Origin of the sequence: Solidesulfovibrio carbinoliphilus subsp. oakridgensis (genome assembly GCF_000177215.2) — a bacterium.
GTDB classification, from domain to species: domain Bacteria; phylum Desulfobacterota; class Desulfovibrionia; order Desulfovibrionales; family Desulfovibrionaceae; genus Solidesulfovibrio; species Solidesulfovibrio carbinoliphilus.
In genome coordinates this window covers 1,571,536-1,584,530 of record NZ_CM001368.1, presented here as the reverse complement: position 1 = coordinate 1,584,530, position 12,995 = coordinate 1,571,536, and the positions used below count along the sequence as shown (strand labels likewise).

The 12,995-nt window shown below is 66.4% G+C and carries 13 protein-coding genes; 8 read left to right on the top strand and 5 right to left on the bottom strand.

Annotated elements, in window-relative coordinates:
• Positions 1-397: 397 nt before the first annotated feature.
• On the top strand, positions 398-1,144 hold the full coding sequence (locus DFW101_RS06975; protein ID WP_009180805.1) for a methyltransferase domain-containing protein: 747 nt from the start codon (positions 398-400) through the stop codon (positions 1,142-1,144).
• Between the two features lie 111 nt (positions 1,145-1,255).
• Here the strand turns inward: DFW101_RS06975 and DFW101_RS06970 are convergent, their stop codons facing one another.
• The 5 genes from DFW101_RS06970 to DFW101_RS06950 all read right to left on the bottom strand — a co-directional run bounded on the left by DFW101_RS06970 (position 1,256) and on the right by DFW101_RS06950 (position 6,590).
• Positions 1,256-1,567 (bottom strand): hypothetical protein, encoded by a 312-nt coding sequence (locus DFW101_RS06970; RefSeq protein WP_009180804.1) that lies wholly within the window; start codon positions 1,565-1,567, stop codon positions 1,256-1,258.
• Positions 1,568-3,349: 1,782 nt separating this feature from the next.
• Complete coding sequence (locus DFW101_RS06965) at positions 3,350-4,657, bottom strand: membrane protein (protein ID WP_009180802.1); 1,308 nt, start codon at positions 4,655-4,657, stop codon at positions 3,350-3,352.
• Between the two features lie 3 nt (positions 4,658-4,660).
• The gene (hemC, locus tag DFW101_RS06960) at positions 4,661-5,593 is read right to left on the bottom strand and encodes a hydroxymethylbilane synthase (protein ID WP_009180801.1); all 933 of its coding nucleotides are present in this window, start codon (positions 5,591-5,593) and stop codon (positions 4,661-4,663) included.
• 97 nt (positions 5,594-5,690) lie between these two features.
• Positions 5,691-5,927 carry an FmdB family zinc ribbon protein gene (locus DFW101_RS18955; RefSeq protein WP_009180800.1) on the bottom strand — a complete coding sequence of 79 codons (237 nt, stop codon included), beginning with the start codon at positions 5,925-5,927 and terminating at the stop codon, positions 5,691-5,693.
• 48 nt (positions 5,928-5,975) lie between these two features.
• Positions 5,976-6,590 (bottom strand): D-sedoheptulose 7-phosphate isomerase, encoded by a 615-nt coding sequence (locus tag DFW101_RS06950; RefSeq protein WP_009180799.1) that lies wholly within the window; start codon positions 6,588-6,590, stop codon positions 5,976-5,978.
• A 160-nt stretch (positions 6,591-6,750) separates the two neighbouring features.
• On the opposite strand from DFW101_RS06950, the gene thrB reads away from it, so the two are divergent.
• The 7 genes from thrB to DFW101_RS06915 all read left to right on the top strand — a co-directional run bounded on the left by thrB (position 6,751) and on the right by DFW101_RS06915 (position 12,958).
• Positions 6,751-7,281 (top strand): homoserine kinase, encoded by a 531-nt coding sequence (gene thrB / locus DFW101_RS06945; RefSeq protein WP_009180798.1) that lies wholly within the window; start codon positions 6,751-6,753, stop codon positions 7,279-7,281.
• On the top strand, positions 7,278-7,874 hold the full coding sequence (locus tag DFW101_RS06940) for a hypothetical protein (protein ID WP_009180797.1): 597 nt from the start codon (positions 7,278-7,280) through the stop codon (positions 7,872-7,874). The genes thrB and DFW101_RS06940 overlap by 4 nt, the downstream gene beginning before the upstream one ends.
• A 28-nt stretch (positions 7,875-7,902) precedes the next feature.
• On the top strand, positions 7,903-8,439 hold the full coding sequence (locus DFW101_RS06935) for a hypothetical protein (RefSeq protein ID WP_009180796.1): 537 nt from the start codon (positions 7,903-7,905) through the stop codon (positions 8,437-8,439).
• A 134-nt stretch (positions 8,440-8,573) separates the two neighbouring features.
• The gene (locus DFW101_RS06930) at positions 8,574-9,863 is read left to right on the top strand and encodes an SGNH/GDSL hydrolase family protein (RefSeq protein WP_009180795.1); all 1,290 of its coding nucleotides are present in this window, start codon (positions 8,574-8,576) and stop codon (positions 9,861-9,863) included.
• Between the two features lie 129 nt (positions 9,864-9,992).
• The gene (locus tag DFW101_RS06925; RefSeq protein ID WP_009180794.1) at positions 9,993-11,123 is read left to right on the top strand and encodes an FtsX-like permease family protein; all 1,131 of its coding nucleotides are present in this window, start codon (positions 9,993-9,995) and stop codon (positions 11,121-11,123) included.
• A gap of 3 nt (positions 11,124-11,126) precedes the next feature.
• Positions 11,127-11,846, top strand: coding sequence for an ABC transporter ATP-binding protein (locus tag DFW101_RS06920; RefSeq protein WP_009180793.1), 720 nt, complete (start codon positions 11,127-11,129; stop codon positions 11,844-11,846).
• Entirely contained in the window at positions 11,843-12,958 is a 1,116-nt protein-coding gene (locus DFW101_RS06915; RefSeq protein WP_009180792.1) for an HlyD family secretion protein, read from the top strand. Before DFW101_RS06920 ends, DFW101_RS06915 begins: the two co-directional genes overlap by 4 nt.
• Positions 12,959-12,995: the final 37 nt, after the last annotated feature.

The following is a 12,995-nucleotide window of genomic DNA, read 5'->3' as shown; positions in this document are numbered from 1 at the left end:
ATATTTGTGGTAACATGTGGTTAGAGTTGAGCGATTTTTGAGACTTAAAATCCCTTGTTCTTCGGGACGTGCCGGTTCGATTCCGGCCTCGGGCACCAAGAAAATCAGCTAGTTCTAGCTGCTCAAGGGGGCAGGCAGAACTAGCTGATTTTCTTTTTGCTCCACTTCTGCCCCGGTATAGCTCCGGTTTATTTTTCCTGTCTTCCTCCCTTTTCACTGGTTCCACCAATTTAGGTCCACCACTTCGGGAAAATCAGGACCGTCCTCCCTGCGGATGCTTTTTGTACCGGTGTGCTGTAGTGGAGCCGAGAGCTCTAACGCATCGGCGCCTTGAGGCCCATGGTTGCCACTCTGGCGCGTTTCGAATCTCTTCACGCCCATAAGGAGATTTTCCACAGTGGACATTCCACGGATATTCACCATCACGGAAAGCGCGCACCGTATCCACAACCCGTTCACCCCAGAAAAGCTTGCCACTCTTGGCGCGGCGCTGCGTCTGGAATCGGGGGACCGGGTGCTCGACCTCGGCAGCGGTTCGGGGGAGATGCTGTGCACCTGGGCACGCGATTACGGCGTCATCGGCACCGGTATCGACATGAGCCGGTTGTTCACCGAGCAGGCGAAGCGCCGTGCTGTGGAACTCGGCGTCGCCGATCAAGTCCAGTTCATCCATGGCGATGCTGCCGGCTATGTCTCTGACGAGAAGGCCGGTGTGGCAGCCTGTGTCGGCGCCACGTGGATCGGCGGGGGAGTTGCCGGCACTACCGCGCTTCTGGCGCGGAGCCTGCGCACCGGAGGGAGCATCCTCATCGGCGAACCCTATTGGCGGCAGTTGCCGCCGACGGAAGAGGTCGCCAAGGGATGTCTTGCCGGCGCAAGCTCCGACTTTTTCCTGCTTCCGGAACTTCTCGCGTCTTTCGGCCGCCTTGGCTACGACGTCGTGGAAATGGTTCTGGCTGACCAGGACGGCTGGGACAGATACGAGGCGGCCAAATGGCTCACCATGCGCCGATGGCTTGAAGCCAATCCCGACGACGAGTTGGCGAAAGAGGTTCGAGCCAAGCTGGCCTCGGAGCCCGAGCGCTACGCCACGTACACGCGTGAATACCTGGGCTGGGGTGTGTTCGCGCTGATGCCGCGGTGATCGGTCGTTGCCGGGCGCCGAACTCCCGGCCGGCGCGGTCGCTTGGCGGCGGCAACCGCCTCCGGCCCCAGGGTGCGATGGGGGCCATGGCCGCGCCGCGAGGCGCGCTGGTCAAGGCTCCGGCGGGCCGGCAGGCGTCTGAAGGGCGGTGGGTTGCGCCTGGACCAACTCGAAACCGATGAACCCTTCGCGAGGGCGCAGTTCCGCGATGGTTGTCAGGGCGGAAAGGATATCGGCCGGCGTGCATGACTTCAGGCGCAGCGCGTGCCCAAAGCCGCCCTTGACCCGATCAAGCAGACGCGTGCAGGTGGAAACGGCAATTTCTCCCCCGGTCAACACGGCGTTGGCAAAGGCGTTCCAGTCCTCACCGTGGTGCGTGATGGTGCAAACCCCGATATCGGTGGTCACTTTGAAAATGTACATGGGGCCTCCCTGTGCCCAACGGCACTTGCAAACCATGGGCAATTTTTTGATACCACGCCTCGTTTGCGACGTCATGAACTGCGTGGGCTTCGGGGCCAGCCGTCGCCGCCACGGGGATCGCCTCGTGCGGCGGCCACGGCCGCAGGTCAGTCCGGCTCCCCCTCTCGCCATTTGTCCTCACGGCCGGCTCCGGGATGGTGACCGTGCCGGGCCCGGTCGACTCGGCTATGGCCGGGTACAAATCCTTGTCCCCGTTTGCGCCCCTTCCTTTGCCAGTAAAGAATTCTGTACGGCAGCAAGCGCCTCCTTCCCGGTGGAACAGGGAGGTGTTGATGTCTAACATCCTGTCATAGCATCTAAAAAAATATATATAACGGCCGAAGTCCCTTTGGCACGACTCCTGCTTTATAGAAAATATCCTTCCTCTGAATCGAACATTTTCGAAAAAGGCTTTTTGGGTGGCTCCCAGAAAGCCTTTTTCATTTGGTGCTTGCCAACGCCGGTGCCGGGCGGCTGTTTCCGCCCTTTTCCGGAGCGTGTCGCCGGCGCTGCTGCTCCCGGACGGCGGCCATGCTTTTTCCCCTGGCCCGTCCCGCTCTTCCTGGTCCGGTATAAAATCCTGTACAGGCCTGGCAGGCAGGCCCCCCCGGCCGAGCCTTGCCCCGCAATCCAGGCCTTTCCGCTACAGCCCCGGCATGGAATATTTGTCTCCTCGAGCTTTACAAGGAGGCAGGAGGCCTTAACTGTAGAGTGGAAGGTGACCTCGAAGGAGGGAGCCGACGCCGCAACTCCAGATGGAGGGTTGAAGCCGATGTGCAACGAAACTCCATATCAGGCGAAATGAGTCGCCCAGCAGGAAGGCCTGTACGGTGGACGCACCAAGGCCGAAAAGCGATACGGCTTTCCCTGTCGCTGACCATGCGGGAAGAACCGGCGAACTGTCGGAACGAACCGACGCAGACACTGTAGAGAGTAGCTGGAACAGACTGCGGAAACGCTGGAAAATGACAGAATAACGACCTCGCTTGGCTGTAAAAAGGCCCGGCGAGGTCTTTCTTTGTGCACTTGATGGAGAACGGAGCGGACATCGTCCCGGCCGCCCTGCCGGCCCGCCTCTTGAAGCCCGGGGGAGAGCGAAGCGATTTCTGCCAGACGCAAGAAACGGCCCCCGAATCGAGGGCCGTTTCAAAAGGAAGCTGTTCCCTACCACCGCGGCGGTGGCGGCGGATAATAATACCCGGGAGGCGGTGGCGGATAATAATATGCGGGCGGCGGCGGGTAGTACGCCGGCGGCGGTGCCACGTAAACCGGCGGCGGGGGAGCGTAATACGGAGCGGCCAGCAGGCCGCCGACCACTCCGCCCACGATGCCGGCACCGAGGGCCACGCCGACACCGGGACCCGGGCCGTAAGGCCTTGGCCCCCAGCGCGGTTGGGCAAAAGCCGCGCTGGCCGACAGCAGCAGGCTGCACAGACACAAAGCTAAAATTTTCTTCTGCATAGAGCGGTCCTCGAACCGTATCCGATCAGGTTGGATGGTGGCCCTCCTGTGAAGGCCCAGTGTTTTGATATAAGCATTTTTTCCAGAATAGCCATGATGACGATGCCTGTCCGCAAAAAAATGAAGGGGCGCAACGCGGTCCCTGTGCCTCAGGACCAGGGCCGCCCATGCACCGGTGCGGCAAGGCCGCGACGGGTTTGCCGTTCGCTTGGGAAGGGTTGCCTGGTGTCCCCTCGGGGCTGCCCGCAGGTCCCCGGCCGTACCGGTCCGGGGGCATGCCAGCTATTTCGGGATGTTTGTGAGGCCGACGAAGACGAAGGAATAAAACGACAACACGAGCATGCCCACGGCCAGGGGAAGGATGAAGGGCAGGCTGCGGTTGGCTCCCTTGGAGAACCGGGCCAGCACCATGCCGGCCATGGCCCCGATGGGGAAGAGGTAGCGGCCCTGGGCCTGGAAGTCGTTGACCCAGGAGTGCCAGGTGGACTGGAAGACGGTCAGCCCGGCGAACAGGAGAAAGGCCAGCACCGCGGACAGGCCGCCCGGACCGCCCTGGAGGACCAGGGACACGGCCAGGGCCCCCATGACCGTCCACAGCAGGTAGCCGATGTAACGGTAGTAGACGAAGGGCGCGTAGATTTTCAGGTAGTCGTAGACGCCAAAGGAGGTGCGAAAGCTCCAGATGTGCCAGGTCCAGAGGCTGAAAAGCTGGGGATAGGTGAGGCCTTGCTCGCGCATCCGAAGGCCCCAGAACTGGGTGCCGGCCTCCTGGGCCGAGGGTTTGTAGTCTTCCTGGGCGTATTTTTCGGCGTTTTGCGTCGGCACTTCGGGCCTGACCGTTCGGTTGACGTAGACGTTGTAGCTCCAGCGGCCGGCAAAAAGGACCCCGGCCAGGAGGAAGACCACGGCCGCGTTTTTGGCCGCGGCCCGCAGGTCGTGGGCGGCCCGGCCGCAGACCCAGAAAAAGGCCAGCAAAAAGCCCGCAAACACGTAGTAGTTCTGCTTGGAAATGCAGACCAGCCCAAGGAGGACGCCGAGCCAAAGCAGGCGGCGCATGTCGCGGTTGTGCAGGGACAAGGGCAGTGGGCAGACCGGTGGATCAAGGCGGGCGACGCAGTAGACCATGCAGAAGGTGAGGAAGAAGGGGAAGGCGTCGCCGTTGAAATAGCTGAAGACGTACCAGACCTGGGGCGTGATGAAAAGCGGCAGAAAGGCGATTTTTTTCTCGTCCGGCAGACGCAGGAAGAGGACCATCAGGATGGCGAAGAGAAAGACGTTGAAAAAGCGCAGGGCCAGGTAGTCCTGTCCGGCCAGGGGCAGGACGAGCCGGGCGAATTTGCCGGCAAAGAAATAGACCACATCGAGCTGTTGCAGGTAGGTGACGCCGTAGTTGCTGAAGGTATGGGCCAGCCGCGGGTCGTCCATGGCCGGAAAATCCCAGTACCGCATGAAGTACCGGCCGGCGTTGATGTGGTCGAGTTCGTCCGGGTGGACGTTTAGGCGGCTCGTTACGGCCATGGCGCTCATGGCCGCCAGGATGGCGGCGGCCACGAGGCCGAGCACGAGATTTTTGAGCGCGGTTTTGGACATGCGTCAGGAAACGGTTTTGTACACGGCCTCGAGCACGGCCTTGGCTCCCATGGCCAGGACGGACTCGGCCAGGCCCTGTCCCAGGGCCCGGGCCTCGGACCGCTTGCCGGTGACGTTGCCGCGAAAGGTCTGGCCGGTTTCCGGGTCGGCCACCAGTCCGTCGAGGGCGAGGGCGTCGCCGTCTATGGTGGCGTGGGCGGCGATGGGCACCTGGCAGCCGCCTTCCAGCCGGGCCAGGAACCCGCGTTCGGCGGCCACGGCGTCGCGGCTTTCCGGGTGGTCGAAAAAGGCCAGCATGGCGGCGGTTTCCGGGTCATCGGTCCGGTATTCGAGGCCAAGGGCCCCCTGGGCGGCGGCGGGCAGGAATTCCGGCGGCCCCAGGCGCACGGCCTGGGGGGCGGTCAGCCCAAGGCGGTTGAGCCCGGCCGTGGCCACGACGATGGCGTCGAAGAGGCCGTCCAGGAGCTTGCCGACCCGGGTGTCCAGGTTGCCGCGCAGGTCGATGATGGAAAGATCGGGCCTAAGGGCCATGAGCTGGGCCTTGCGGCGCAGGCTGCTGGTGCCGACCCTGGCCCCGGCCGGCAGGGCGGCGAAGCCCGCGTAGGCCACGGACAGGAGCGTGTCGCACGGGTCCTCGCGCTCGGGCACGATGCCGACCACAAGCCCCTGCGGCTGCTCGGCCGGCACGTCCTTCATGGAGTGGACGGCCAGGTCGGCCCGGCCGTCGAGGAGGGCTTCCTCGATCTCCTTGACGAACAGGCCCTTGCCGCCGACCTTGGCCAGGGGCACGTCCAGGATCTTGTCGCCCTTGGTTTTGATCGGCAAGAGATCGACCACAAGGCCGGGATAGGTTTCCCGCAGCCTGGCCGAGACGTGGTTGGCCTGCCACAGGGCCAGCTTGCTGCTTCGGGTGGCGATGACGAGCTTTTCGCGCATGAAATATCCGGGGCCCAAGGGGCTTTGGTTGGCCCCGGCCCGGTGGTCGGCCTTGGGCCGACGGCCGGGCCGGTTGGCGTTGGAACGGGAGAATGCCTCAGTGGCAGGAGGCGCAGTTGCCGCCGGCGCAGCCGGAACAGCCGCCGCCCGAGGACGACGCGGCCGTACGGGCCCCGGTCTGGCCGGGCCCGGTGCGGGTGCGGCAGGCGGACATCAGCTTCCTGGTGTCCGGCGAGGCGCATTTGGGGCAGGGCGGCGTGGTGGTCGCGGTGCTCGAAACGATCTCTTCAAAGCATTCCCCGCACTGCTGGCAGGTGTATTCGTACATGGGCATGGGTGAAGACTCCTAGCTGGAATAAGGGACGGACGCCGACCGGGGTCCTTACCGTTCTTCGAGGTCCGGGCCAAGCTCCATCACGGCTTCGAACAGGTAGTGGTCGGTCAGCTTGCACAGCAGATGGCCGATGGCGATGTGCACTTCCTGGATGAAGGCGGTGCGGTCGTGGGGCACGAGAAGGGCCATGTCGCAAAGGGGCACGATGGCGCCGTTTCTGCCGGCAAGGCCGACCGTGGCGCAGCCTTTTTCCCGGGCCGCGGCCAGGGCGGCCAGGACGTTGGGGCTGTTGCCCGAGGTCGAAAGCCCGACCACCACGTCGCCCGGCTGGCCAAGGGCCTGGACCTGTTTGGCGAAGATCAGGTCGAATCCGTAGTCGTTGCCGATAGCGGTAAGGATGGAAGAGTCGGTGGTCAAGGCCAGGGCGGGGAGCGGCGGCCGTTCGAGTTCGAAGCGGTTGACGAATTCGGCGGCCAGGTGCTGGGCGTCGGCGGCCGAGCCGCCGTTGCCGCAAAAAAGGATCTTGCCGCCCCGGGCCAGGGCCACGGCCATGGTCCGGGCCACCGTGTCGACCAGGGCCGCGTTTTCCGTGAAAAACCGGGAACGCAGGGCGCAGGCTTCCTCGGTGTAGGCGGCAATGAGCCGCATGGTGCTTTCCGACATGATCCCCCCGTCCGGTGGTTCGTTGGCGCGGCCTTGCGATCGCGTGTCTTCCCTCTTCTAGCCAAAGGCCGGCCCGCTGACAACGCGTAAGGCCGGGTTTGAATTCCGGGCGAAAAAGGCTAGGGTGCGCCTCACCGCCACGGCGGCAAGGCGCGGGCACATGCAACCATCCTTACTTGGCCGGACTTCCGACGAACGCTGCGTCAGCCTGATCGGCATGGCCGGAGCCGGGAAATCGACCCTGGCCGCCCTGCTCGCCCGGCGGCTCGGCTGGGCCTGCCTGGACACCGACCGGCTGATCGAAGCCACCTGCGGGGCGCGGCTGGCCGATCTGCTGGCCCGGCTCGGGCTGGAGGCGTTTTTGCGCCTGGAAGAGGACGTGGTGGCCGGGCTCTCCGTCAGGCGTTGCGTGGTGGCGACCGGCGGGTCGGTCATCTACGGGCCCCGGGCCGTGGCCAGGCTCAAGGCCAGCGGGCCGGTGGTCCACTTGGACATCGACCTGCCGACGTTCCTGGCCCGGGTGGGCGACCCCGGGGAGCGGGCCTTCGTGGTGCCAAAGGGGCTCACGCTGGCCGGCGTCTACGCCGAACGGCAGCCGCTCTACGCCGCCGCCGCCGACCTGACGGTGGTCAGCTGCGGCGTGCCGCCGGACGCCTGCGTCGAACAAATACTGCAAGGAATCAAGCCGTGACCCTATCGTTTCCGGCCTCGCGCCTGCGGGCGACCCTCAAGAAGCTGGCCGCGCTCTATGCGGACATGGACAAGGCCTACACGGCCGCGGCCTCGGCCGCCGGGCTCGACTGCGCGGGCTGCGCCGAGAACTGCTGCCTGAGTTTTTTCCAGCACCACACCCTGGTCGAGTGGCTCTACCTGCAAAAGGGCCTGGCCGCCCTGCCCGAAGACCGCCGGACCGGGTACGAGCGGCGGGCCAGGGAGTATGTGGACGCCGCCCGGGAGGCCGCCTCGCGCGGCGAGACGCCGCGGCTCATGTGCCCGGTCAACGACGACGGCCTGTGCGGCCTGTACGAACACCGGCTCATGATCTGCCGGCTCCACGGCGTGCCAAACGTGCTCCTCGGCTCCATGGGCGTCCGCGAATTCCCGGGCTGCGGGCCGTGCCAACGGCTGGCCGACGGCCGGGAGCTCAAGGCCATGGACCGCACGCCGCTCTTGCGGCGGCTGGCGGGCCTGGAGATGGAACTGTGGGGCAGCAAGCCCGGCCGGCCGCCCAAGGTCGACCTGACCCTGGCGGAAATGATCGTGGCCGGGCCTCCGGGCAAATGACGCCCCGGGGCCGCCGGAAGGAGGGGGTATGACCGTGACGCGCGCTGTGGCGATCCGTCTGGGGGCCGTGTCGGTGGCCGTTTTCGCGCTGGCCCTGGCCGCGGGCTGCGCCAGCATGACCGTCGCCCACCTCGAATCGCGGCCGATCCACACCGGCCCGCCGACCACGCTGGCCATGCAGTTCTGGCGCTTCGAATTTTCGGGCGTCCGCTCCGGCGGCGCCTACCGCATCCGGGGCCGGGCCACGCCCGTGACCGACGACCTGCCGCCCTGGGTCGATCGCCTGGAATCCCTGACCCTGACCGCCTATTTGCGCGATCCGGCCGGCCATGTCCTGGCCTCGTCGGAAAAGACCTACAAGGGCATGCCACTCACGCCGGGCGCGGCCATTCCCTTTGAATGCAACCTGTCCCCGGCCGGCCAGGCCGCCGGCGACTACGGGATCTCGTTCGGCTACAAGGCCGTCTACGGCTCGTCCAAGGTCCGGGCCGCCCTGGACGCCAAGGGGCCGCCTCCGGCCGGCGCGGTCTTTTTCGCCGGCGAGGGCGCGGTGCTCAAGCACTGAGGCCGCCCGGTCATGCGCCGTGAACCGGCCGGGGCGCGGGTGCAATCCCAAGCCCGCGCTCCGGCCCGCCACTCCTCCAATCCTCTTGCAGCGACGCCCCGTGTCACCGGCTGCGGGAAACCTTCGACACCACCATGATGAAACGCCTGCTACGCCTTTTCGGCATTGTCCTCCTCGTGGCTGTCCAGATCGTGGCCGTCTGCTACCTCGTGGACTTCTTCTTTCGCCGCTACGAGAAAAACCACGTCTATTCCTACGCCACCCGGGGCGCGCCGTCCTTTTCCCTGGAGGCCATGCTCCTCAACGACGTCCACGGCCAGGTGGCCGCCCAAAAGCCGGGAAAAGAGTACCGCATCCTGGTCTTCGGCGATTCCTTCACCTATGCCGTGACCAGGCCCGAGTACGGCTTTTGCGCCGTGTTGGAGCAGCGCCTGAACGCCCTTGGCCTCGACCGGCCGGTGCGGGTGGTCAACCTGGGCTTTCCCTCCATCTCCTTTCCCGAGTACCTGGAGCGGTTCTATTTCTGGAACCAGGCCCTGGACTACGACGCCGTCATTTTCAACGTCTACGCCGGCAACGACTTCAACGACGTGCGCAAGACGCCCTACGACCCGAAGGCCCTGGCCGAAACCCTGGCCCGCGTCTGTTCGCACGGCCTGGCCTTTGGCCCCTACACCCTGCTGCCCCACCAGTATCCGTTCCGGTTCCTGGACTTCGTCAAGGCGCAGGCCCTTTTCAGGCTCCAAAGCGACAAGTCCCTGCGAAAGCTGCTCGGCCTGCCGGACCTCGACAGCCTCGGCGTCCTGCCGGACAAGGCGGACCAGCGCTACCGCTCGCTTTTGCCGCTCTCCCCCGACCAGATGGCTTCCGAGATGCGCTCGCACCTGAAGCCCTATTTCAAGGACACCATGTTCGCCTACGAAAACGCCCTGCCCTGGTACCAGCTCTTCCTGGCCACGGCCGCCCGGGTGGCGCAATCTGGCAAGCCGGTCCTGGTCATGGTCTCCCCGCCCCTTTGCGCCGTCTCCCCGGCCGTGGGGGCCGAAGCGGCCAAGGCCCTCGGCCAGGACCCGGCAAAGCTGGACAAGGGCCTGCCCGGCCGGGTCACCCGGGAACTGGCCGCGTCCGTGGGACTCCCGGACGACGACATCCTGGACCTCACCCCGTGCCTGGCCGAGACGACCCCGGACGGCCACGGGACCTATTCCGGCCGGGACACCCACTGGAGCCCGGAAGGCAACGCCTGGGTGGCCGACATCCTGGCCGGCCAGCTTGCGGCCCGGTGGTTCGGCCGGCCCGGGGACGCCGCTTGCCAGGCTGTCCAGACGCCGGCCCGGGAGCCGGTCCCGGCCGGCCGGCTCCTGCCGGTGGCCGCCGCCAAGGCCATGGCCGACGCCGTCGTGGCCGGCTGCCCGGCCCAGTGATCCCCGGCCGGCTCCCGGCCCCGGCCGCGGCGCCCGGGACCGGGAGCCGGCACCTTCCCCCTTTACCGACGCCGCCGGATGAGGTAGCGGCCGTAGGGCCGGGAGCCTTGGGCCAGCCGGCGTGCCCGCATGATCATCCGCATCGCCCTGCGAAACCTCCTGCACGACCGCGTGCGACTGGCCGTCACCCTGACCGGCGTGGTCTTTGCCGTGGTGTTGATCGCCGTCCAGAGCGGTCTTTTCGTCGGCTTCACCCAGGCCACCTCCTGCGTCATCGAAAACACCGAGGCCGAGGTCTGGGTCGGTTCGCGCGGGGTCCGGAACTTTGACGTCACCTATCCGCTGCCGGCCCGGAAATTCCACCAGATCCTCGGCGTTCCGGGCGTCGCCCGGGCCGAGCGGTTCATCGTCCGGTTCGCCAACTGGAAAAAACCGGCCGGCGGCCAGGAATCCGTGGAAATGGTCGGCTTTGACATCGGCTCGGGCCTCGGGCGGCCATGGGGCCTGGTGGCCGGGAGCCTTGCCGCCCTGCGCCTGCCCGATACCGTGGCCGTGGACGAGCTCTACCTTTCCAAGCTCGGCGTCGCCGGCCTGGGCCAGTCCGTCGAAATCGGCGACCGTCGGGCCCGGATCGTGGCGCTCACTTCCGGCATCCGGTCCTTCACCACCTCGCCCTACGTCTTCGCCTCCTTCGAGAACGCGCTCAAATACACCAATCTTCTGGACGGCGAGGGGGCCTATATCCTGGTGCGGCCCGTGCCCGGCCTTGCCGCCGAGGCCCTTCGCGACGCCATCCGGGCCCGGGTGCCGGATGTCGATGTGTTCACCCGGGAGGAGTTCGCGGGCAAGACCCAGTATTATTGGATGTTCACCACCGGGGCCGGCATGGCCTTGCTCATCGCCGCCTGTCTGGGGCTGGTGGTCGGCGGCGTGGTGGTGGCCCAGACCCTTTACGCCACCACCATGGACCACCTGCCGGAATTCGGCACGCTTCGGGCCATGGGCGCGCCGGGCAGCTACATCCATCGCATCATCGTCACCCAGGCCGTGGCCGCGGCCCTGGTCGGCTATGGCTGCGGCATCGTCATCAGCTATTTCCTGGTCGATCTGGCCGCGCGCGGCGGGGCGTCCATCGTCCTGACGACGCCCATGGCCGTGGGCCTTTTTTTCCTGACCGTGGTCATGTGCGTGGCCGCCGGCCTTGTCTCCATCCGCAAGGTCACGACCATCGATCCGGCCATGGTCTTCCGGGGAGCGTAACCTGTGGCCGCACCCGACATCCTGCTCCACGCCGAGGGCATCACCAAGACCTTCACCCTGGGCAAGGTCGCGGTGCCGGCCCTGCGCGGCGTGGACGTGGCCGTGGCCGCCGGCGAGGTGGCGCTTCTCATGGGCCCCTCCGGCAGCGGCAAGACCACGCTCCTTTCCATCCTCGGCTGCATCCTGGCCCCGTCCGGCGGCACGGTCACGGTCATGGGCCGCCAGACGGCCGGACTGCCCGAGCGCGAACTGGCCGGGGTGCGGCTGGCCCATATCGGGTTTATTTTCCAGGGCTACAACCTTTTTCCCACGCTTTATGCCGAGGAGAACATCCGGGTGGCCCTGGACCTGCGCGGCATAACCGGCCACGAGGCCAGGGACCGGTCCCGGGCCGCCCTGGACGCCGTGGGGTTGTCCGACAAATACCGTGTCCTGCCCCGGGACCTGTCCGGCGGCCAGAAGCAGCGCGTGGCCATTGCCCGGGCCCTGGTCGCCGAACCGGAAATCCTTCTTGCCGACGAACCGACGGCCGCCCTTGATTCCGAAACCGGCCGGTCCGTCATCGGGCTTTTGCGCGATCTGGCCGTGACCCACGGCCGGTGCGTGGTCATCGTCACCCACGACGCCCGCATTGCCGCCTTCGCGGACCGGGTCATCCGCATCGAAGACGGCCACATCGTTCCCAATGGGGGAAATGGGGCCAACGGAGAGAAAAAGACATGATGCTGCGCCTGGGCGTCTTGGCCGTGGCCCTGGTCATGGTCCTTGGCGGCATATTCATGCTGCTTCGTAGCGGCACCAAGGGCCATGACCCGGCCCCATCGACACGATCGGCCCCGTCTGCCGTGACCCGGCCCGCGGCCCCGCCCCCGCCCGTCCCACCCGCCGGTCCGGACTGGATCGCCGCGCCCGGCCGGGTCGAACCCGTGTCCGAGGAGATGCGCCTTGGCTTCGACATCGCCGGCAAGATCCGCGAAGTCACGGTCGAGGAGGGCGACGCCGTGCGCCAGGGACAGGTCCTGGCCCGGCTTTCCGCCGACGAACTGACCGCCCGGGTCGACGCCGCCGAACAGACGCTGGCCGCCCGCCAGGCCGCCCTGGCCAAGGTCCTGGCCGGAGCCCGCGACATGGAGCGCAAGGAGGCGCAAGCCGCCGTGGAAGAGGCCCGAGCCGTCCTCGACGTGGCCAAGGTGGAACACGAACGCCGCCGCCAACTCCTTTCCAAGGAGGTCCTGTCCAAGGAAGAAGCCGACCGGGCCGAACGCGAATACAAGGTGGCCACCGAACGCCTCGACGCCTCGCGCCAACACTTCCGCCTGGTCGACGATCCGGCCCGCGAGGAAGACATCAAGCGGGCCATGGCCGAGGAAGCCGAAGCCCGGGCAAGGCTGGCCGAAGCCCAGGCCCTGGCCGAAAAAGCCTCCATCCGCTCGCCCATCGACGGCGTGGTCCTGCGCAAGCACCGCCGGGCCGGCGAAATGGTGTCCGTCTCCTTCGACACCCCGGTCGTCACCGTCGGCGACATCAGCCGGCTGCGCATCCGCGCCGACGTCGACGAACGCGACATCGGCCGCGTGGCCGTGGGCCAGAAGGTCCGCCTCATGGCCGAAGCCTACGGCGATCGCACGTTTACCGGCACCGTCAGCCGCATCGCCAAGATCCTTGGCCGCAAGAACATCCGCACCGACGATCCGGCCGAGAAAAACGACACCCGCATCCTCGAAACCCTGATCGACATCGATCCGCCCGCCGAGCTGCCCGTGGGGCTGCGCATGGACGTGTTCATCCTGCTCGGCGAAGACAGCGAAGCGACATTGCCGGCGTATCGGCCGTAGGAGCGAGTGGGAGTTTTTTAAGATGCCTCCGGCAGCC

Excerpts from the sequence above, each read along its gene's own strand:
- thrB (WP_009180798.1), top strand. The coding sequence starts at position 6,751 with ATGCAACCATCCTTACTTGGCCGGACTTCCGACGAACGCTGCGTCAGC.
- DFW101_RS06970 (WP_009180804.1), bottom strand. The coding sequence starts at position 1,567 with ATGTACATTTTCAAAGTGACCACCGATATCGGGGTTTGCACCATCACG.
- DFW101_RS18955 (WP_009180800.1), bottom strand. The coding sequence starts at position 5,927 with ATGCCCATGTACGAATACACCTGCCAGCAGTGCGGGGAATGCTTTGAA.
- DFW101_RS06930 (WP_009180795.1), top strand. The coding sequence starts at position 8,574 with ATGATGAAACGCCTGCTACGCCTTTTCGGCATTGTCCTCCTCGTGGCT.
- DFW101_RS06925 (WP_009180794.1), top strand. The coding sequence starts at position 9,993 with ATGATCATCCGCATCGCCCTGCGAAACCTCCTGCACGACCGCGTGCGA.
- hemC (WP_009180801.1), bottom strand. The coding sequence starts at position 5,593 with ATGCGCGAAAAGCTCGTCATCGCCACCCGAAGCAGCAAGCTGGCCCTG.
- DFW101_RS06965 (WP_009180802.1), bottom strand. The coding sequence starts at position 4,657 with ATGTCCAAAACCGCGCTCAAAAATCTCGTGCTCGGCCTCGTGGCCGCC.
- DFW101_RS06915 (WP_009180792.1), top strand. The coding sequence starts at position 11,843 with ATGATGCTGCGCCTGGGCGTCTTGGCCGTGGCCCTGGTCATGGTCCTT.
- DFW101_RS06935 (WP_009180796.1), top strand. The coding sequence starts at position 7,903 with ATGACCGTGACGCGCGCTGTGGCGATCCGTCTGGGGGCCGTGTCGGTG.
- DFW101_RS06950 (WP_009180799.1), bottom strand. The coding sequence starts at position 6,590 with ATGTCGGAAAGCACCATGCGGCTCATTGCCGCCTACACCGAGGAAGCC.